The organism is Mesorhizobium sp. M0239, assembly GCF_040321815.1.
Taxonomy (GTDB): domain Bacteria; phylum Pseudomonadota; class Alphaproteobacteria; order Rhizobiales; family Rhizobiaceae; genus Mesorhizobium.
Genome location: NZ_JAMYSG010000001.1, coordinates 50,625 through 69,894, shown reverse-complemented (window position 1 = coordinate 69,894; position 19,270 = coordinate 50,625). Strand labels below are relative to the sequence as shown.

20 protein-coding genes are annotated in these 19,270 nt (G+C 63.1%); 10 read left to right on the top strand and 10 right to left on the bottom strand.

Features of this window, described 5'->3' with window-relative positions:
* A complete protein-coding gene (locus tag NKI99_RS00325; protein WP_023808862.1) occupies positions 1-972 on the top strand; it encodes an ABC transporter permease in 972 nt (323 codons plus the stop codon).
* A 9-nt stretch (positions 973-981) separates the two neighbouring features.
* Here the strand turns inward: NKI99_RS00325 and NKI99_RS00320 are convergent, their stop codons facing one another.
* Both NKI99_RS00320 and NKI99_RS00315 read right to left on the bottom strand, forming a co-directional pair.
* Complete coding sequence (locus tag NKI99_RS00320) at positions 982-1,821, bottom strand: amidohydrolase family protein (protein ID WP_352609312.1); 840 nt, start codon at positions 1,819-1,821, stop codon at positions 982-984.
* A gap of 65 nt (positions 1,822-1,886) precedes the next feature.
* Entirely contained in the window at positions 1,887-2,672 is a 786-nt protein-coding gene (locus NKI99_RS00315) for an IclR family transcriptional regulator (protein WP_023808863.1), read from the bottom strand.
* A gap of 169 nt (positions 2,673-2,841) precedes the next feature.
* On the opposite strand from NKI99_RS00315, the gene NKI99_RS00310 reads away from it, so the two are divergent.
* The 8 genes from NKI99_RS00310 (at position 2,842) to NKI99_RS00275 (ending at position 10,137) form a co-directional block, all read left to right on the top strand.
* A complete protein-coding gene (locus NKI99_RS00310; protein WP_023808864.1) occupies positions 2,842-4,161 on the top strand; it encodes an ABC transporter substrate-binding protein in 1,320 nt (439 codons plus the stop codon).
* 133 nt (positions 4,162-4,294) lie between these two features.
* Positions 4,295-5,191, top strand: coding sequence for a carbohydrate ABC transporter permease (locus NKI99_RS00305; protein ID WP_023808865.1), 897 nt, complete (start codon positions 4,295-4,297; stop codon positions 5,189-5,191).
* On the top strand, positions 5,191-6,057 hold the full coding sequence (locus tag NKI99_RS00300) for a carbohydrate ABC transporter permease (protein WP_023808866.1): 867 nt from the start codon (positions 5,191-5,193) through the stop codon (positions 6,055-6,057). Before NKI99_RS00305 ends, NKI99_RS00300 begins: the two co-directional genes overlap by 1 nt.
* A gap of 4 nt (positions 6,058-6,061) precedes the next feature.
* A complete protein-coding gene (locus NKI99_RS00295; protein WP_023808867.1) occupies positions 6,062-7,159 on the top strand; it encodes an ABC transporter ATP-binding protein in 1,098 nt (365 codons plus the stop codon).
* A gap of 5 nt (positions 7,160-7,164) precedes the next feature.
* Complete coding sequence (locus tag NKI99_RS00290; RefSeq protein WP_023808868.1) at positions 7,165-8,277, top strand: mandelate racemase/muconate lactonizing enzyme family protein; 1,113 nt, start codon at positions 7,165-7,167, stop codon at positions 8,275-8,277.
* 9 nt (positions 8,278-8,286) lie between these two features.
* Positions 8,287-8,616: an L-rhamnose mutarotase gene (locus NKI99_RS00285; protein WP_023808869.1), complete on the top strand. Its 330-nt coding sequence runs from the start codon at positions 8,287-8,289 to the stop codon at positions 8,614-8,616.
* The gene (locus tag NKI99_RS00280; protein ID WP_128302350.1) at positions 8,609-9,685 is read left to right on the top strand and encodes a Gfo/Idh/MocA family protein; all 1,077 of its coding nucleotides are present in this window, start codon (positions 8,609-8,611) and stop codon (positions 9,683-9,685) included. The genes NKI99_RS00285 and NKI99_RS00280 overlap by 8 nt, the downstream gene beginning before the upstream one ends.
* Positions 9,685-10,137: a MaoC/PaaZ C-terminal domain-containing protein gene (locus NKI99_RS00275; protein WP_128302349.1), complete on the top strand. Its 453-nt coding sequence runs from the start codon at positions 9,685-9,687 to the stop codon at positions 10,135-10,137. Before NKI99_RS00280 ends, NKI99_RS00275 begins: the two co-directional genes overlap by 1 nt.
* Positions 10,138-10,166: 29 nt before the next feature.
* Here the strand turns inward: NKI99_RS00275 and NKI99_RS00270 are convergent, their stop codons facing one another.
* The 5 genes from NKI99_RS00270 to NKI99_RS00250 form a co-directional block, all read right to left on the bottom strand.
* A complete protein-coding gene (locus NKI99_RS00270; RefSeq protein WP_502895155.1) occupies positions 10,167-10,805 on the bottom strand; it encodes a GntR family transcriptional regulator in 639 nt (212 codons plus the stop codon).
* Positions 10,806-11,049: 244 nt separating this feature from the next.
* Positions 11,050-11,631, bottom strand: coding sequence for a hypothetical protein (locus NKI99_RS00265; RefSeq protein WP_023808873.1), 582 nt, complete (start codon positions 11,629-11,631; stop codon positions 11,050-11,052).
* 1 nt (position 11,632) lies between these two features.
* The gene (locus tag NKI99_RS00260; protein ID WP_352609311.1) at positions 11,633-13,315 is read right to left on the bottom strand and encodes an SWIM zinc finger family protein; all 1,683 of its coding nucleotides are present in this window, start codon (positions 13,313-13,315) and stop codon (positions 11,633-11,635) included.
* Positions 13,312-13,716, bottom strand: coding sequence for a DUF3024 domain-containing protein (locus tag NKI99_RS00255; RefSeq protein ID WP_245273055.1), 405 nt, complete (start codon positions 13,714-13,716; stop codon positions 13,312-13,314). The genes NKI99_RS00260 and NKI99_RS00255 overlap by 4 nt, the downstream gene beginning before the upstream one ends.
* A gap of 119 nt (positions 13,717-13,835) precedes the next feature.
* Positions 13,836-15,266: a DHA2 family efflux MFS transporter permease subunit gene (locus NKI99_RS00250; RefSeq protein WP_245486006.1), complete on the bottom strand. Its 1,431-nt coding sequence runs from the start codon at positions 15,264-15,266 to the stop codon at positions 13,836-13,838.
* 395 nt (positions 15,267-15,661) lie between these two features.
* Here NKI99_RS00250 and NKI99_RS00245 point away from each other — a divergent pair, with 395 nt between their 5' ends.
* On the top strand, positions 15,662-16,678 hold the full coding sequence (locus NKI99_RS00245; RefSeq protein WP_128302346.1) for a Zn-dependent oxidoreductase: 1,017 nt from the start codon (positions 15,662-15,664) through the stop codon (positions 16,676-16,678).
* Between the two features lie 6 nt (positions 16,679-16,684).
* Here the strand turns inward: NKI99_RS00245 and NKI99_RS00240 are convergent, their stop codons facing one another.
* The 3 genes from NKI99_RS00240 to NKI99_RS00230 are packed head-to-tail and all read right to left on the bottom strand — an operon-like array spanning position 16,685 to position 19,226.
* Positions 16,685-17,389, bottom strand: a complete 705-nt coding sequence (locus NKI99_RS00240; RefSeq protein ID WP_023808878.1) for a cyclase family protein — start codon at positions 17,387-17,389, stop codon at positions 16,685-16,687.
* On the bottom strand, positions 17,386-18,324 hold the full coding sequence (locus NKI99_RS00235; RefSeq protein ID WP_023808879.1) for an ABC transporter permease: 939 nt from the start codon (positions 18,322-18,324) through the stop codon (positions 17,386-17,388). The genes NKI99_RS00240 and NKI99_RS00235 overlap by 4 nt, the downstream gene beginning before the upstream one ends.
* On the bottom strand, positions 18,321-19,226 hold the full coding sequence (locus NKI99_RS00230) for an ABC transporter permease (protein WP_031212319.1): 906 nt from the start codon (positions 19,224-19,226) through the stop codon (positions 18,321-18,323). Before NKI99_RS00230 ends, NKI99_RS00235 begins: the two co-directional genes overlap by 4 nt.
* Positions 19,227-19,270 lie beyond the last annotated feature (44 nt).

Genomic DNA, 19,270 nt, shown 5'->3' with positions numbered 1-19,270 from the left:
ATGGTTTTGCGCCAAAACCTCTTCGCCACAACCAACGCTCGCGTCGTCGGCGCCTTCTGCGTCGCCGCCCTTCTGCATCTCGCCGGCACGATCCTCATTCCTGGCTACTCCGCGCCGTTTGCCATACGCGCCATGCTGGTGCTCGCCTCGCTGCTCGCCGTGGCCTCGATCGGGCAGACGCTGGTCGTCATCATGGGCGGCATCGACCTGTCGATCCCTTTCGTCATTGGCTTTGCCAATGTCGTGGCGGCGCAGCTTTATGGCGATGGCTGGCATTTTGTCCTGGTCTGCGGCCTCGTCGGCGTACTGGCGATCATCATCGGCGGGCTGAACGGGCTGATCTCGCGCAGCCTCGACATCCAGCCGCTCATCGTCACGCTCGGCATCGGCATGGTCGTGCAAGGGCTGGTGCTGTTGTGGACGGCGGGTTTCCCGTCAGGCTCCGCACCGCAAGCGGTATCCAGCTTCGTCTCGATCGGCGGATCGGCCGGACCGCTGCCGGTGCCGTGGCTGGTGCCGAGCCTTGTCGTGCTGGCGGCACTCGTCGTCCTGGTGCTGGAGCGAACGCCCTATGGCCGCCGGCTTTACGCGCTGGGCAGCAATCCGGGCGCGGCGCCGCTGGCGCTGATTGACCCGGTTCGCATGTGGGTCATCACCTATGCGGCAAGCGCTTTCTTCGCCGCCGTGGCAGGAGTGCTGCTGCTCGGCTTCACCGGTTCGGCCTATGGCGATGTCGGCCAGCCCTATCTGTTCCAGACCATCGCAGCCGTTGTCGTAGGAGGTGCAGCACTTGTCGGCGGCCGGGGAAGCTATCTCGGCACGATCGCCGGCGTGCTGGTGCTGACCGAGATCAACACGCTGCTGATCGGCCTCGGCTTCCAGCCCGCAGCGGTGCAGGCCGCGCTCGGCTTCGTCATCGTGCTGCTGGTTTCGCTCTATGGCCGCGAACGGCACGTCTCGACAACCATCTGAAAGGACCAGTCAGTCGAGCCGCCACAGCTTGCGGGCATTGCCGGACAACAGCCTGTCGCGCTCGGAGATGCTGCAGCCCGAGAGCAGTGCATGGGTCGCCGCCACCCAGGTCGACAGACCGCCGCCTAGCGTGCAGACCGGCCAGTCGCTGCCCCAGACGACACGGTCCCAGCCGAATGAATTGATGGTGTGCTCGACGTACGGCCGCAACGTCTCAACCGTCCAGCTGCCGGCATCGGCATAGGCGACGACACCGGAGATTTTGGCCATGACATTCGGGCGCCGGGCGATGTCGCTCATATGCTCGCGCCATGGATGTTCGCTCTTGCCTTTGATGTCGGGGACGCCGCAATGGTCGAGGACGAACGTCACATCGGGTGCCAGGTCGGCAAGCACGATCGCCCTGGGGATCTGGTGCGGCAGCACGACGAGATCGAAGGTCAGGCCGGTGCCGCCAAGCCGCTTTATGCTGGCGCGAAACACCGCACCTTCCGAGAGCTCGTCGGGCACGACGTGGAGGACGCGGCGAAAGCCTTTTACGAACGGGTTTGCCCGCTGCCGTTCGAGATAGGCCGCGAAGTCCCCTTCCTCAGGACGGCAGGACGCGATCACCCCGGCCAGCATGCTGCTGGGCTGCCGTGACAGGCCTTCGACCCGAGCGGTTTCAGCCTCGATGTCGGCCGCATCGACATCGACCTCCATATGCAGCACGCGCTCGACGCCGACACGCTGCGCCTCCACGGCGTAGTCCTCATAGGAGAAATCGCGGTTGAGCGCCGGCACGCCGGCGAGCCAGGGATAGCGCAGGGCCGAGCGATCGATGAGATGCAGATGGGTATCGATGATCATGGTGAGGCTCCTCCCTCTGGCTTTTCAAATCATCTCACGGGGGAATTCTTCATTCAAATAAGAATTCACACCGATGAGCCTACTGCTGATCCAGCAAGGTGCGACAGCTTTTCACACGTTGCCAGCAACAGTTCGATCGTCCTGGTGATGTCGGGCGCGGAAGGCGCGTTGACCACCGTGATGTAGGGAATCGACAGCGCGGCGATCGCCTTGCCGTCGGAACTGCGCACCGGGGCGGACAGGTTGAAGACGCCGGCTGTCTGCATCGAGGCCATCATCTCGTAGCCACGGTCGCGGATCTGGTCGAGACGGGTGAAGAACTCGGTCGATTGCGCCGTCTTGTCGGTGCTGCGGACGTGTTCGGAAATCATCATCTGGCGCTCTTCCGGTGAGCGGAAAGCGAGCAGCACATGTCCCGAGCCGGTGTCGAACAGACTGATATGGGAGCCGACCCGGATCGATATGCCCCAGTAGTTCGGTGCTTCTTGCTGGCCGATGACGACGGCAGAACCGCGATCAAAAACAACGAGTTGGTTGGCCTGCTGCGATGTCTCGGCAAGCTCACGCATCAGCGGCGTCGCATAGGAGACCAGCCGCCGAACCGGCGCGTGCAACTGTGCCAGACCGAACAGCTTGAGCGTCAGCGAATAGCGGTCGCCGTCGAGCCTGGTGACATAGCCGCGCCGCACCAGCCGGTCGAGCATACGGTAGAATTCGTTGGGGCTGCGGTCGAGTTTCTTGGCGATTTCTGCCTGGGTCAGGCCGCCGTCGACGCCCGCCAGCAGTTCAAGGATATCGAGCCCCTTGTCGAGCGCCGGCGCGCGATAGCGCTCGTCTTCGCTGTCGTCCATGGGCTCATCCTCCAGTGAATTTCACCCTTCATATATGCAGGAACGTGCGCGGCGGAAACAAATTTCGCCTTGACGTGTCTATGAATGTTTTGTTTGTATATGAATGTAGCACTTCTTGTCATCAGACGAGTTGCGGTCGCCGCGGAGGCGGCACCAAGGGAGGATACCGATGAACAGACTGCTGTCCGGCGTGTGCGCCGGTGCATTGTTGCTCGCGTCAGGTGCGGGCGCTGCCCTTGCCGGCGACCTGCCCGGCAAGTTCGAAGGCGTGACCGTCGACGTGAAGCTGATCGGCGGCCAGCAATATGAAAAGCTCTACGAGCGCATTCCCGAATGGGAGAAGGCGACCGGCGCCAAGGTCAACATCCTGACCAAGAAGAACGGCTTCGACATCGACAAGGAGCTCAAGTCCGACATCGCCTCGGGCAGCACCAACTGGTGCGTCGGCTGGAACCATTCGTCCTTTGCGCCGCAATATACGGGCCTTTACACCGACCTCAGCAAATTGCTGCCCAAGGAAGAGATCGACGCTTTCGTGCCGTCGACGATCACGTCCGCAACCATCGACGGCAAGCTGGAGATGCTGCCGCGTGCGCAGTTCGACGTTTCGGCGCTCTACTACCAGAAGAGCCTGTACGAGAACGCCGACAACAAGACCAAGTTCAAGGCGAAGTACGGCTATGATTTGGTGCCGCCGGACACCTGGAAGGAAGTCACCGACCAGGCCCAGTTCTTCGCCAACCCACCCAATTTCTACGGCACGCAGTTCGCCGGCAAGGAAGAGGCGATCAACGGCCGCTTCTACGAGATGGTTGTCGCTGAAGGCGGCGAGTATCTCGACAAGGACGGCAAGCTGGTCTTCAATTCCGAGGCCGGCATCCGGGCGCTCGACTGGTTCGTCAACCTCTACAAGGCCAAGGCCGTACCGGCCGGAACCACCAACTATCTCTGGGACGATCTCGGCCAGGGCTTTGCGTCCGGCACCGTCGCCATCAACCTGGACTGGCCGGGCTGGGCTGGCTTCTTCAACGATCCGAAGTCGTCGAAGGTCGCCGGCAATGTCGGCGTGAAAGTCGCGCCGAAGGGCTCGTCCGGCAAACGCACCGGCTGGTCGGGTTTCCATGGCTTCTCGGTGACCGAGAATTGCCCCAACAAGGAGGCCGCGGCTTCCCTGGTGTGGTGGCTGACCAACGAAGACAGCCAGAAGCTCGAGGCCGCCGCAGGCCCGCTGCCGACCCGCACCGCGGTGTGGGACTGGGATTTGAAGCAGGCCGAAAACGATCCTTACAAGAAGGAGGTTCTTACCGCCTTCCAGGAAGAGGCCAAGCACGCGTTTGCCGTGCCGCAGACGCCTGAATGGATCGAGATCTCGAACGCCGTCTATCCCGAATTGCAGGCGGCGATCCTCGGTGACAAGACCTCCAAGCAGGCACTGGACGATGCGGCCGCCAAGGCGACGCAAATCCTCCAGGACGCCGGCAAGCTCTAGAAACGGGCTCCCAAGGCTGCCTCCCCCATCGGAAATGGGGGAGGCGATCGTGTTTCGCGGCCAGCGATTTACGCTAACCCATCGCCCCCGGCCCACTCACGGCCGTCCAAATGCAAACACCTCAAGGATTCTGATGAAGGGCTTCAAGCCATCCGCGCCATTCCTGCTGCTGCTTCCGGCCATGATCGTGCTGGCGGCGGTTGTCGTTGTGCCGTTGCTGTTGTCCCTTTACTCCAGCTTCACGCCGTTCCGCCTGACGCGGCCCGAAACGTTCTACGTCTTCATCGGCATCCGGAACTATCTTTCGATCCTGTCCAACACTGATTTCTGGTGGGCGTTCGGTCGCACGGTGCTGCTGCTGACCATCGCGCTCAATCTCGAAATGCTGCTTGGCCTTGGGCTTGCCATGCTGGTCGAGAAAGCGACACGCGGCCAGCGCATCCTGCGCACGCTGATGATGTTTCCGATGATGTTTTCGCCGATCCTGGTCGGCTTTCAGTTCAAGTTTATGTTCAACGACAATATCGGCCTGGTGAACAATGCGCTGCAGTCGCTCGGCATCACGCAAGACGCCATACCGTGGCTGATCGAGGGCCATCTCGCCTTCATCGCCATCTCGATCGCCGAGATCTGGTCGTCGACGGCGATCTTCGCCATCCTGATCCTCGCCGGCCTGCTCGCCATGCCCAAGGAGCCGATCGAGGCGGCGCGGGTCGACGGCTGCACGCCGTGGCAGACATTCCGCTATGTGACGTGGCCGTTCGTCATGCCTTTCGCGTACATCGCCATGACCATTCGCTCGCTCGACGTCGCGCGCGCCTATGACATCGTCAAGATCATGACCGATGGCGGACCGGCGGGCCGCACCGAACTGCTATGGACCCTGGTGGCCCGCACCGCCTACAGCGACGGGCGCATGGGCATGGCCAACGCCATGGCCTATTTCTCGATCCTGCTGTCGATCGCCTTCACTGTCTACTTCTTCAACAAGCTCGCCGCGGCGCGCACGCAGATCGGTGCGGAGTGGTGATGGACGAGAATTCTTCCGCCCGCCTGAAGCGCCGGCTGCTGGGCGTCGTCTATCGCATCGGCCTGTTCCTGGCGATGCTGACCATCTGCCTGCCGGGCCTGTGGATCGTCATCTCGTCGCTGCGGCCGGCGGTCGAGATCATGGCCAAGCCACCGGTGTGGATCCCTCAGGAGATCTCGTTCGACGCTTATGTCGCCATGTTCTCAGGCATCGGCAAGGGCGGCATCCCTGTCATCGAATATTTCCGCAACTCGCTGATCATCTCGGTGACCTCGACAGTCATTGCGGTGGCCATCGGCATGGCCGGCGGCTATGCCTTCGCGCGCTACCGCTTCCGCGGCAAATCCAGCGTCTTCCTCAGCCTGATGCTGACGCGCACCGTGCCGGGCATTGCGCTCTCGCTACCGCTGTTCTTCCTCTATGTGCGGCTTGGCATCATCGACACGCATTTCGGGCTGATCCTTGCCTATGTCGCGCTCAACGTGCCGTTCACCATCTGGCTGATCGACGGCTTCTTCCGCCAGGTGCCCAAGGACCTCGCGGAGGCGGCGCAGATCGATGGCTGCACGCGCTGGCAGGCGTTCTGGCAGGTCGAGTTCCCGCTTGCCGGACCGGGCATCGCTTCGGCCGCCATCTTCGCCTTCCTGACCTGCTGGAACGAGTTCGCGCTGGCCTCGCAGCTGACCCGCTCGGTGAGCGCCAAGACGCTGCCGGTCGGCCTGCTCGATTACACGGCCGAGTTCACCATCGATTGGCGTGGCATGTGCGCGCTGGCCGTGGTGATGATCATTCCGGCGCTCACCCTCACCTACGTCGTCCAGAAACACCTTGTCGGCGGCCTGACCTCCGGCGCGGTGAAAGGCTGATACCATGGCAACCGTTACCCTCACCAAGCTGACCAAGCGCTACGGCAACATCGGGATCGTGCACGGCATCGATCTCGACATCGCCGACCGCGAATTCATCGCGCTGGTCGGCCCGTCCGGCTGCGGCAAGTCGACGACGCTGCGCATGATCGCCGGGCTGGAAGAGATCAGTGCCGGCTCGATCGAGATCGGCGGGCGCGTCGTCAACGACCTGCCGCCGCGCTCGCGCAACATCTCGATGGTGTTCCAGTCCTATGCGCTCTATCCGCACATGACGGTGCGCGAGAATCTCGGCTTCTCGCTGAAGATCGCCGGTGCCGCCAAGGAAGACATGGACCGCCGTGTCGCCGAGGCCTCGGCCATTCTTGGCCTCGACACACTGCTGGACCGACGCCCCTCGCAACTCTCCGGCGGTCAGCGCCAGCGCGTCGCCATGGGCCGCGCCATCGTGCGCGATCCTGACGTCTTCCTGTTCGACGAGCCGCTTTCCAATCTCGACGCCAAATTACGCACGCAGATGCGCACCGAGATCAAGAAGCTTCATGCCAAGGTGCAATCGACGGTGATCTACGTCACCCATGATCAGGTCGAGGCGATGACGCTTGCCGACCGCATCGTCATCATGCGCGACGGCCATATCGAACAAGTCGGCACGCCCGACGAGGTGTTCCGGCAGCCGGCGACGCGCTTCGTCGCAGGCTTCATCGGCTCGCCGCCGATGAACCTGCATGAAGCCACGATCGATGATGGCCAGATGGTTTTCGCCAGCGGCGAAAAGCTGCCGCTGCCCGCCCAGTTCAAGACCAACGTCGCCACCGGCGACAAGGTCGTGTTCGGGCTGCGGCCGGACGACATCTATCCGACCGGCCATGGCATCAGCTCCGGTGGTGCGGCCGATGTCCACCAGATCGAACTGCCGATCACGGTCACCGAACCGCTCGGCAACGAGACACTGGTGTTCGTCGAATTCAACGGTACGGACTGGGTGTCGCGCATGCTGAACCCGAGGCCACTGCGGCCGGGCGAGCGGGTCGCCATGAGCCTCGACATGTCGCAGGCGCACCTGTTTGCCACCGAGACCGGAAAGACATTGCGGAGCTGATCGGCATGGCCAAAATTGAGAAAGTCGACCTTCGGATGGTGGACCTTGTGCCCAAGGTCAAGCGCACCGACGCCATCCAGAGCTTCGTCAGCCAGGAAACGCCTATCGTCACCATCACCGATTCCGACGGTGCGGTCGGCACCGGCTACAGCTACACGATCGGCACCGGCGGCTCGTCGGTGATGCGGCTTTTGTCCGACCATCTGGTGCCGCGCCTGATCGGCCGCGACCCCGACATGATCGAGGCAATCTGGCACGATCTCGAATTCGCCACGCATGCCACGACCATCGGCGCCATCACCGCCATCGCCATCGCGGCCATCGATACAGCACTGTGGGACCTACGGGCAAAGAAGCAGAACCTGCCTTTGTGGAAGCTGGCCGGCGGCGCCAAGGACCGCTGCCCGCTGTACACGACCGAAGGCGGCTGGCTGCACATCGAGACGCAGGCGCTGGTCGACGATGCGCTGGCCGCCAAGGCCAAGGGCTTTCGCGGCTCGAAGGTGAAGATCGGCAGGCCGCACGGCTCGGAAGATCTGGCGCGCCTGTCGGCGGTGCGCAAGGCGGTCGGCGACGGCTACGAGATCATGACCGACGCCAATCAGGGCTTTTCGGTCGACGAGGCGATCCGGCGCGCGGCAAGATTACGCGACCTCGACCTCGCCTGGATCGAGGAGCCACTGCCGGCCGACGACATTGACGGGCATGTGCGGTTGTCGAACTCGACGCCGACGCCGATTGCCATCGGCGAGTCGCTCTACTCCATTCGCCATTTTCGCGAGTACATGCAGAAAGGCGCCTGCTCGATCGTGCAGGTCGATGTCGGCCGCATCGGCGGCATCACGCCCTGGCTCAAGATCGCGCACGCGGCGGAGGCCTTCGACATTCCGGTCTGCCCGCATTTCCTGATGGAGCTGCATGTCAGCCTGACCTGCGCTGTTCAGAACGGCCGATATGTCGAGTACATTCCGCAACTCGACCAGTTGACCGGCAAGCGCCTCCGCATCGAGGATGGCCAGGCGCTGGCGCCCGACGAACCCGGCATCGGCATCGATTGGGACTGGGACGCGGTCAAGGCCATGAGCATCGCCGAATTCACCACGGCGATCACGAAATAGGAGAATGATATGCAGCGGATGGGAATGGTTCTGGGGCTGAAGCCGGAAAAGGTCGAGGAGTATGTCCGCCTCCATGCCGCCGTCTGGCCCGACGTGCTGGCCATGATCTCCGCCTGCAACATCAAGAACTACTCGATCTACCTGAAGCGGCCGGAGAACGTGCTGTTCAGCACCTTCGAATACCACGGCAGCGACTACGAGGCCGACATGGCGAAGATGGCGGCCGATCCGAAGACGCAGGAATGGTGGGCGGTCTGCATGCCGTGCCAGGAGCCGCTGGCGACGCGCAAAGAGGGCGAGTGGTGGGCCGAGATGGATGAGGTCTTCCATCATGACTGAAGGCGGTTTCGACCCTGCCTTGCTCGTTCAATCCTGGCCAAAACCCTCCAAGCCCCGGCAGATCGTCACCTTCGGCGCCGGATCGATCGTCGGCGACGCGCATTTCCCGGCCTACCGGAAGGCCGGCTTTCCGGTTGCCGGGCTTTATGATCCTGATCATACCAGGGCCGAAAAGCTGGCCAGCCAATGGGGCGTGACGGCCTTTGGGTCGGTCGAAGAAGCTGCTGCCGTCGAGGGCGCGATCTTCGACCTTGCCACCCCGCCGTCGCGTCATGCCGATGTGCTGAAGTCCTTGCCTGATGGCGCGGTGGCGCTGATCCAGAAGCCGATGGGCAGCAATCTTGCCGAGGCGACCGCGATCCTCGAGATCTGCCGCGCCCGGAAGCTGCACGCAGCGGTGAACTTCCAATTGCGCTTCGCGCCGATGATGCTGGCGCTCCAAGATGCCGTCGGCAAGGGCTGGCTCGGCGAGATCGTCGACTTCGATGCCTGGCTGGCGCTGGCGACACCGTGGCAGCTTTGGGAATTCCTGCTCAAGGCGCCGCGCGTCGAGATCGCCATGCATTCGATCCACTATCTCGACCTGATCAGGCAATTGCTCGGCGACCCCAAGGGCGTGCACGCTAAGACGCTCGGCCATCCCAATCATGCCGTGGCGCAGACGCGCACCAGCGCCATTCTCGACTATGGCAACACCATGCGCTGCGCGCTGTCGATCAACCACGACCACAAGTTCGGCCGCCGGCACCAAGCCTGCGAGTTCCGCATCTGCGGCACCGAGGGAGCAGCCTATCTCAAGTTGGGTCTCAACCTCGATTATCCCACAGGTGAGCCGGATGTGCTGGAAATCTATCCGAAAGGCGGGACGGACTGGATCGCAGTGCCCTTGGCCGGCGAGTGGTTTCCCGACGCCTTCGTCGGCCGCATGGCCAATGTCCAGCGTTTTGCCACCGGAGAAGATGCTACGCTGATCAGCCCGGTCGAGGACGCGTGGAGCACGATGGCGCTGGTCGAGGCGGCGTATCAGTCGAGTGCGGCACCGGCGACGCCGATTGCGGAAAGACCCTGATGGAACGGATTCAGTATTTCGAAGACTATGAGATTGGCGCGTCGCGCCTGACCAGCGGCCGCACCATCACCGAGACCGACTTCATCGTCCATGCCGGCCACACCGGCGATTTCTTCCCGCACCACATGGACGCCGAGTTCATGAAGACGACGCCATTCGGCCAGCGCATCGCGCACGGCACGCTGGTGTTCTCGGTCGGCATCGGGCTGACGGCAACCGTCATCAATCCTGTTGCCTTTTCCTATGGCTATGACCGGCTGCGCTTCATCAAGCCGGTGTTCATCGGCGACACGATCCGGACGCGCACGACAATTACGGCCAGGGAAGACGACCCGAAGAGGCCGGGGGCGGGACGGGTGATCGAACGCTGCGAGGTGATCAACCAGCGCGGCGAAGTGGTGCTGGCGGCCGACCACATCTACATCGTCGAACGCAGGCCGGCGCAGGGCTGAAGCCCATCGCATGCCCATGAGCCACGCCGTCAGGATTCTCGCGACAGGCCATCTTCCCTGATCGCGCGGACCAGCGTCTCGCTTCCTTCGCGAAGATGCTGCCTCAGAATGCTTATGGCCCTGTCGCCGTCGCGCCGCCGGCAGGCGGCCAGCAGCTCGCGATGCTCCGTCTGCGAGCGGCTGCGATAGTCCAGGTTCGACAGCAGGATGCGGACGTAGCGATCGGCGGCATTGTGGTGCGCCTCGATCAGGCCGAGCAATCGATGGTTGCCACAGGCATCGTAGAGAGCCAGATGAAAGGCACGGTTCAGCGCACCCCATCGGCCGACATTGCGCTCCGCGTCGATCTGGTCGAGCACCTGTTCGGCCTCGTCGAACTTCGCGCCGGAGAGGCTGGGTACCGAAAGCCGGAGCGCCTCGCTTTCGAGCAGCTCGCGTAGCGCGTAGATTTCACTGATCTCGGCGCCGTCCATCCGGGCGACCTGCGCGCCTTTTGTGGGATGAATGGAAACAATACCTTCGGCTTCCAATTGGCGAAGGGCGTCACGAATTGGCATGCGGCTGAAGCCAAACTGCTCGGCCAATTCATCCTGGCGCAGCGGCGTGCCCGCCCTGATGGTTCCACTGGCAATCGCTTCGCGCAGGACATTGGCGACCTGTTCGGCCACGGTCCGCGGCCCCTGCATCACGCTTTCCGCAAATCCTCGCAATCGATGCTCCCCGTTTTCACACAGCATCGAGCCTAATTGAAAAACCCATGCGGATATAGGTATGCCCGTATACACACTGCCCGCGCCAAGCAGACTTCCTCCGCAAGACGCCACCCGCCTCCGCAAGGCAACGTCCCGATTCGCGCATATGAGACGATCGTCTGAAGCACTGAAGGCGCGGCTCGCCCAGCCCTGCGGGCTTTCAGCCAGTCTGCGGCAGGTCAAGCGCGGAGCGCATCCGCCCGACACCACGCTTGTAGAGCATCGCGCCTTGAGCTGGGGCGAGCAGATCAGCATGCGGCGTGAAGTCGGCAACGCACTTGTTGAAGGCGATCTCGCCACACCCGGGAACCAGGCAGTCGAGCTTTCCCTTCGGACACTGACTGAACTTGCAGAGCCGGCCCAGATATCTGTCGCTGCCGGGTTCGATCAGAAAAACGTCTAGCTGGTGATCGGCAACGCTGATCCCTGTTCCCTTCTCAAACGCCTCACGCAGGGCAAGAGCGGCGGCGCGACGCAGTTCGCCTAGACGAGCCTGCGAGTCAAGCCAAAGCGCCAGGTCGAGATCGCTACATTCATGCCAGACCTCGATCCGAGCGCGCCGGAATTCGCTGAAGCGCGGCACCTCTTTCCAAAGCGGCTTCGCGACAGAGCCGATAACGGCCACCGCCCCCACCTCTCGAAAACGCGTCCAAGCATCGGTGACGACATCCGCCGCCGCGCGGAACTGCTGCTGGCGTTCCAGCATGTAGCGATTTTGCTCGTCAATCGCCGCGCGCCGCATGTCAGGCCAACAGTTTCATGAAATTGCGCTTGCGGCCGAAGCGGTCTTTCACATCCGCCAGATACGCGGCATGTTCGGACGCGCCGCGCAGGCCGGCCATACGGCCGATCAGGGTTGACGCTTCTGCATAGGCGCCGTTACCGCCAAACTGGGCCAGTTGGTTTACGCGTTCCGCATAGATCTTCAGTGCCTCGCGCGGATGCGTGGCTTCACTGACCTGCGCGAGCTTTTCCTTCAGTCCTTCGGAAGCGCCATGTGCGCGCGTGTTCGCCCACGCCAGATCAAACTGCTTCTCCTCAATCAAGATGCTGATGAGCAGATCGGCCGGATAATGCCAGGCGGACGGCTTCTCGCGCGCTAGCCTGGACTGGAGGCGCTTGATTACTCGATCGCGCGTCGCCGTGCCCGTCTTGCACAGCCGTTGATACAGTCCGAAGCTCGGTGCCTTCTCGAATGCGCGCCACAGATGCGCTTCGGCGTCCGCATCGCGACCGGCCGTGGTCAGCAGGTCGACTACAAAGGAAATGAGCCGCTCGTCGGGTCGATCATCCTCGAACACCCACAGGCCGTCCTCGGCCCTGCGCAAAGCCTCTTCGGCGCGACCGTGCGAGAGGCAGAATTTGGCGACTTGCAGATAGGCTTGCTGTGAGGACAGATGCTTGGCGCGAAGGGCGATGCGTGCCTCGAGGTCGCCATCGCGGTCAGCAAAGAAGTCGAGGATTTCCTGCAGCCTGAAATGGTCGCCGGACAGTCCGTGACCTATCCGATTCTTGCCGGCGGTTGCGGGCAGTTCATTCCAGGCTTCGTTGGCCAGGCGACGGTATTCGGCCAATCCTTCCTCGCCGAGGATATCGCCATAGCGCTCAGCCGCGCCACCGAAGGTGTCGTAGCCACCATTCATCTCGCGCGCGAACAGGTCACGCGCCAGGGACAAGGGTTCGCAAGGCGCCTCCGAGACAGCGTTGCAGTGAATTTCGCATGCCCGGTCGAGAAGTGGGGCGCAATGGCCATCGGAATCGTCCACGACCTCGATGGCAGCCTCGATCCGATCGATGGCTCGCATAGCGAGCCGTATAACGATGCCCGCATGCTTGCTCGAGACCGAGGCGATCACATCGAGCGCCTCGTCCACACCTTGGGCCCAGTCGGGCGCCTCGCGGTAATCTATGAAGCCATTCGTGGCGGTTGCGCCGTCGATCATCTTGCCGAGACGCGCCTCGATGGCCGCCTCGTCGCCGTCTTGCGTAGTCAGCGCGGCCATTTCCAGCCTACGCAACAGGATAGGATCGCGCTCGACGACATCCATGATCATATCGACAAGCGCCGCCTTGTTCTTGCCTTCCAGATGTTCGCGTATACGCGTGAACACATCGATGCTTTGCGCTTCCGTGTCGCTGCCCATCGCGTTTGCCGCCAGCGCCGTCGCCACCAAATGCTTGCAATAGCCCCAGTCGCCGAAGGCGCGGCAGGAACACGAACCGTCGACCGACTCGCCACGCCCCGTCAGTTCAACACGGTAGTCCTCCGTGCCGGCAACCTGCGCCAGCACGCGCTTGGGCCCAACGGTCAGCAGTTGCACCAGCCCGTCACGCCAGTAGGCCTCGCCGCGCGAGTACACCTTGGTGCCGACAAGATCGCGCAGGGCATCGACATCGAAACGGGGTCGGCTGTTCTTGCGGTTCATAGTGGCGGCTGGAGCCTCGAGTCAGCCGAGATGAGACGCAGGGCTTCGTCCAACGTAACGGTCGCATGCAGCCGCCCACATGCTCCGGTGTGCCTGTGCCACATGAGGTCGAACCGGGTCTCGGCGAGATGCTCCTCCACATGATCGAGCCGGGCGAAGGGAGCGTTGAATTCTTCACCGTCATCCGAACGGTAGCGCGCTGAGAAACCGTATTTGCTTCCTCGCCACTTGCCGAAAATGTCTAGCGGATGGTCGAGCCGATTCGGCTGGCCGTGGATGAACCGAGGCTTCAGAACCTCGGCGATGAAACGCTCGCAAGTGGCAGCCATGGCCAGCTTCTCGTCAGCCGAAGGCTTCTTAACCCACACCATCGCGTTTTCCCGTTTCGCCAGCGCGATCATTTCCCACTATCCGCCGCCAAGAGCGCTGTGGGGCTGCCCTCAGCCATACGGTATCGCCGTTCATGATAATCGACCGATCCGGCGAGGCAATCCTTTTTGAACGCAGAATGCATCTGGCATCATTTGCGAGAATTACCCGATCGAACATGACCGCTGACCTGCACGCCGTCCTCGGCACGCAGGTACAGGAAGCCGGGGACGGACAGCAACGGGATGACCGCGGTCAGCAGGAACACCTGGTGGAAGCGTTCCGCTGTCACGATGTGGGTTTCTCCTGCGACAAGGCCCAGCACCATGGCGGCGATCGAAACGCCCAGGGAAACGCTGAGTTGCTGCAGGACGCCGCCGAGACTGGTGGCGCGGCTGAGCTTGTCGGCCGGCAGGTCGGCGTAGGAAAGCGTGTTGGAGGTCATGAACTGCGCCGACCGGATGACCCCGAAGACAAAGGCGTAAAGGCCAATCATCCAGTGCGGCGTATCGGCTTCGATCAAGGCGAAGCCCCCGACAGCGGCGGAACCAACCACCGCGCTGCCGATCAGCACGACATTGAAACCGAAGCGCCGCAACAGCGGCGACAGCAGCGGCCGAATGAGCAAGGCGCCGAAGCTGCCGACGAATGTCAGCGAGCCCGAGGTGACCGGGCTCATGCCAAAGCCGACCTGCAGCATCAGCGGCAACAGGAAAGGCACGCCATTGAGGCCAACGCGGCACAGGCCGCCTGCGAGCGTACCGACCCAGAACGAGCGAAATCGAAACAGTGTCAGATCGACTGCCGGTGCAACGACGCGGCGCGCATAGCGCCCGAAGGCGAGCAGCAGCAGGATCGCCGCGGCCAACACCAACGCTGTCGCCGAAACGGAGATGATTGGCCTACCGATGCTTTCCAGTCCGAACTGCAGCAGCGCGACTCCGCATCCGACCATCAGGAACCCGGCAAAGTCGAAGCGTTGCACCGCTTCCTCGCGGAAATCGTCGACGAAGCGCAGCGCCGCCAGAATGCCGAGGCAACCGAATGGCACGTTGACATAGAATATCCAGCGCCATGAGGCATAAGTGGTCAACAGGCCGCCGAGCAGCGGCCCGATCACAGGCCCCATGATGGCGGGCAAGGTCGTGTAGGTCATGGCGGTGATCAGCCCGCTGCGTGGGAAGCTGCGCAGCAGGATCAGCCGCCCGACCGGCGTCATCATGGCGCCGCCCAGCCCCTGCAGGGCGCGCATCGCCAGCAGCATGCCGAAACTGTTGGCCATGCCGCACAGCGCCGAGCCGAGGGTGAAGGTGAAAAGCGCCAGCGCGAACACTTTTCGCGCACCGAACCTGTCGGCGAACCAGCCGCTGACGGGAATGAATACGGCCAGCGTCAGAATGTAGGTGGTGATCGCCAGGTTCAGCCTGACGGGCGTCGTGTCGAGACTGCGTGCGATGGCGGGGATCGCGGTGGTGATGATGGTGGAATCGAGCTGCTCCATCAGAAAGGCGATGGCGACGATGATTGGGATGATCAATCTCAGCCTCGGGTCGCGCTCGGTGGCAAATTGAGGCTGTTCCAATTCTATTGCCAATTCCGTCATGCAAGCGGCTGCTCTATTCCAGGTGGCGCGTCCGCGTTCAAAGGCAAGGTCGCCTTCCGTGCGGCAAGCCAGCCGAGGCCCGATCACACGGCCTGTCTTATGGTCCGACAAGCAGGCAAGCGGTAGTCATTTCCTCTTTGATGGAAGTCAACAAATTTTGACTGCCGACCCCTTCGAGAGGAGATCGGCAGGACAGCGCATTGGGAGTCCGAACTGCCGTCGCCAGGCACATTTGCGTTTCAGCGGACGCCCGTCCCGATTTCGTGAAGGAACGTGTCAGGTAAGAGGCCGTCTTACCGCCGCCATGAGCGCTTGCGTCTTGACGGCACAGCGAGATTGAGCCACTTGTCGACTAGTATACAAGTGGTGAGGCCATGCTTGAAGTTCTCGTTCGCGCACCGCAGTCGCTGGAAGTCCGGCAGGGCGCCATGCCAGAGCCCGGCACTGGCGAAGTCGTCGTTCATGTCAGCCGTGCCGGCATCTGCGGCTCCGACATTCACATATTGCACGGCTCCAATCCGTTCGCCGTCTATCCGCGCATCATCGGCCATGAATTCGCCGGCACCGTAACAGCGCTCGGACGCAATGTGACCGGCATAGCGGTGGGAGACCGCGTGGTGGTCGATCCCGTGGTGTCGTGCGGCCACTGCTATCCCTGCCGGGTCGGCCGCTCCAATGTCTGCGCCAACCTCGAAGTGATGGGCGTTCACCGCGACGGCGGTTTTCGCGCCTTCGTGGCGGTGCCGGCGGCAAATGTCATACCGGTTCCAAGGGATATGCCGTTTGGGCTGGCGGCACTGGCCGAGCCGTTTTCCATCGCCGCCAATGTGCTTGATCGTACCGGTTGCGGACCCGAGGACACGGCGCTGATCTATGGCGCCGGCACGGTCGGCGTCACTGTCCTGCAGGTCGCCAAGCTCAAGGGCGCACGCTGCATCGTTGCCGATATCGACGAAGCCCGCCTGGAGCGAGCGCTCCGCTTCGGCGCCGACAGGGTGATTCACTCCGTGCGCGATCCCGTGCCGGCCGCGGTGCGCGGTGAAAATGACGGTCTTGGCCCGACGCTGGTCATTGACGGCGCCGGCATTCCCGCACTTCTTGACGAGGCTTGCCGGCTGGCCAGCCCGGCGGGCCGCATCGGCCTGCTCGGCTTTTCGGACGCCCCATCCAACCTCAGCCAGCAGGAAGTGGTGCGCAAGGAACTGACCATCGTCGGCTCGCGCCTGAACCGCCGGCTGTTGCCGCGCGTCGTCGAATGGCTGGCCGACAAGCGGCTCGATCCGCAAGGCATGATCACACAGGTCTTCGCGGCGACGGAGGCGCGCGCCGCCTTCGACCTGATCGAGAAGGAACCTCAGCGCACGCTCAAGGTCCAGCTGGATTTCTCTTGAGCCGGTTTAGCCCTCGACCAGCGCGATGGCGCGCAGCGGTGATCCGGTGCCGCCTTCGATCGCCAGCGGCAAGCTGATCAGGAAGCACCGAGGCGGCAAGTCACCAAGCCGTGCGAAATTCTCGCCGATCAGGATGCCGGCTGAAAGCAACGTATTGTGCGCCGGGAAATCCTCGCTGCCGAAACAATCGATCGACAGGCAGTCCGAACCGACGATGCGCGCACCGCGCTCGACCAGCAATTCGCTTGCTTGCCGCGACAGGCCGGGCCAGTCGGCGAGAAACGCGGCCGGATCGTCCCAGAACCGGTCCCAGCCGAAACGGAAGAACACGGCGTCGCCCTGCCGTACGCAGCCCTGTTCGGCCTCGAAAGCGAAGATAGAATCCGGCTCGACCGCCTGCCGGGGCGCGCAGTCCCGCGCATCGATCGTCACCATGCGGCCGAAGAAACGCTCGACCGGAATGTCCGAGATGGCAGCACCGCCGCGGATGAAATGGACCGGCGCGTCGAAATGCGTGCCGGTGTGCTCGCTCATAGCCAACGCATGGTTGCAGGCGACGTCGCCGCGGTCATAGGATTCCACCATCTCCTGGCAGTAATGCGGGTGCGTCGGCCACACCGGCATGCCGGGCTTCATCGGATGCGTCAGGTCGACGAAGGAAACTGCCTTTGTTTCGAACAGCCCGGCGAGCGTATCGGTGGCGGGTGTCATCTGACGCGAGGCCTCGGCACGAGAGCGACGATCAGGATGATCAGCACGCCGGTCAAAAGGAAGCGCACGCCTGCCTGGATGCCAAAGGTGTTGAGCATGGTGGACATCAGGTTGAAGAACAGCGCAGCCCCCCATATGCCTACCGCGTTGGCCTGTCCACCGGCGACGCTGGTGCCGCCAAGCACCACCACGGCGATCGATTCCATCAGATAGGCGTCACCCATGTTGAGTGCTGCCCCGCCGCTGAAGCCGGCAAGCAGGAAGCCGGCGAGCGCTGCCGCCGTGCCGCACAGCATATAGGCAATCAACCGCACCCGGGCGACGTTGATGCCGGCGAGCCGCGCCGCCGGTTCGCTCTGGCCGGTGGCCAGCAATTGCCGGCCCCAGACCGTGCGTTTGAGGACGACCATGGCGACCAGCGTCAGCACCATCACCGCGATCGGCATGAATTGGACACCGCCAAGGTTCATCAAGGTAAACCGGGAAAGGCCGGCCGGCGGCTTCAGTGTCGCCTGGCCGCCGAGATTAAAGGCAAGCGACTGGAAGACGAAGCTCCAGGCGAGCGTTGCGATGATCGGCGGCAGCCTGAGCGCGACGATGGCAAGGAAGTTAGCGGCACCCGCGACGGCGCCGACGGCAAGTGCTGCAAGCAGGCCAGGCAGCAGCATGCCGTCGGACCCTTGCATGACCGTTATCGATACATAGGCGGCCAGCGTCAGCACGGATGGCACGGACAGGTCGATATTGCCCGGCCCGGAGGCGACGACGAACATCTGCCCGGTTCCCACCACAACGCTGAAGGCACCGAAGGCGAGCGCCCCCGAGAGCGTGGCGCCGGCGCTGTCGATACCGGAATAGGCTGATGTCACCACCCACATTGCGAGCGCCACGATGAAGCCGTAGGTCCACGGCGCGAGGCTCAATCTTCGGGTCATCGCGCCCGCTCCGACAAAAGCACGCGCCCGGCCAGCACGAGAAACAGGATAACGCCCTGGGCACCAATCTGCCATGTCGGCGGCACCTGCAGGAAAGACAAAAGCGAGCCCGCGAGCGACAGCGTCAGAGCGCCGACCACCGTGCCGACCGGCGAGACGACGCCACCGGTGAAAGCGCCACCGCCGAGGATCACCGCGCCGACGCCGAGCAGCGTATAGGCCGGCGCGACATTGGCGTCGCCCGATGTGGTGAGGCCGGTCAGCGTCAGCCCGGCCAGACAGGCGAGCAGGCCGGCGGCGGCATAGACAGCGACGCGGATGCCGACAACGGACCAGCCGGCGCGCTGGACGGCGCGCGGATTGCCGCCTGCGCCGCGCAACACCACGCCATAGGAGGAGCGTGAGATGACGAGATGGCCGGCAAGCGCCGCCAGTGCCGCCAGCCAGATCGACAGCGGCATCAAAGGCGGCTGCCAGCTCATGAAGGCGGCAAGCCATGCGGGTGCCGAGCCACCCGGTGCCGGCAACAGGATGACGGCGATGCCTAGCCAGATGAAGGACATGCCCAGCGTCACGATGATCGAGGGCAATTGCCGAGCATGAATAAGCAGGCCTAAACCGGCATAGGCGGCGATCAGGACCAGGTAGCACAGCGCCGCAATTGCCGGCGCATCCCCGAGATAGAGCGCCGTGATGCAGGTGATCAGCCCGACAAAGGCGCCGTTCGACAGGTCGATGTCGCCCAGCATGATCACCATCATCTGCGCCAGTGCGGCAAAGACCAGCGGCACCGAGAGCTTGAACAGCAGATGGAAGCCGAAATAGCTCATCGCCGCCGGGCGGATGCTGAAGATGATGGCCAGCATGACCAGCAGCGCGATTGCCGGCAGGCCGACCTGCATCGCATTGAGCAAGGCCGAGCGCGGATTGGAAGGAGAACGGGCCG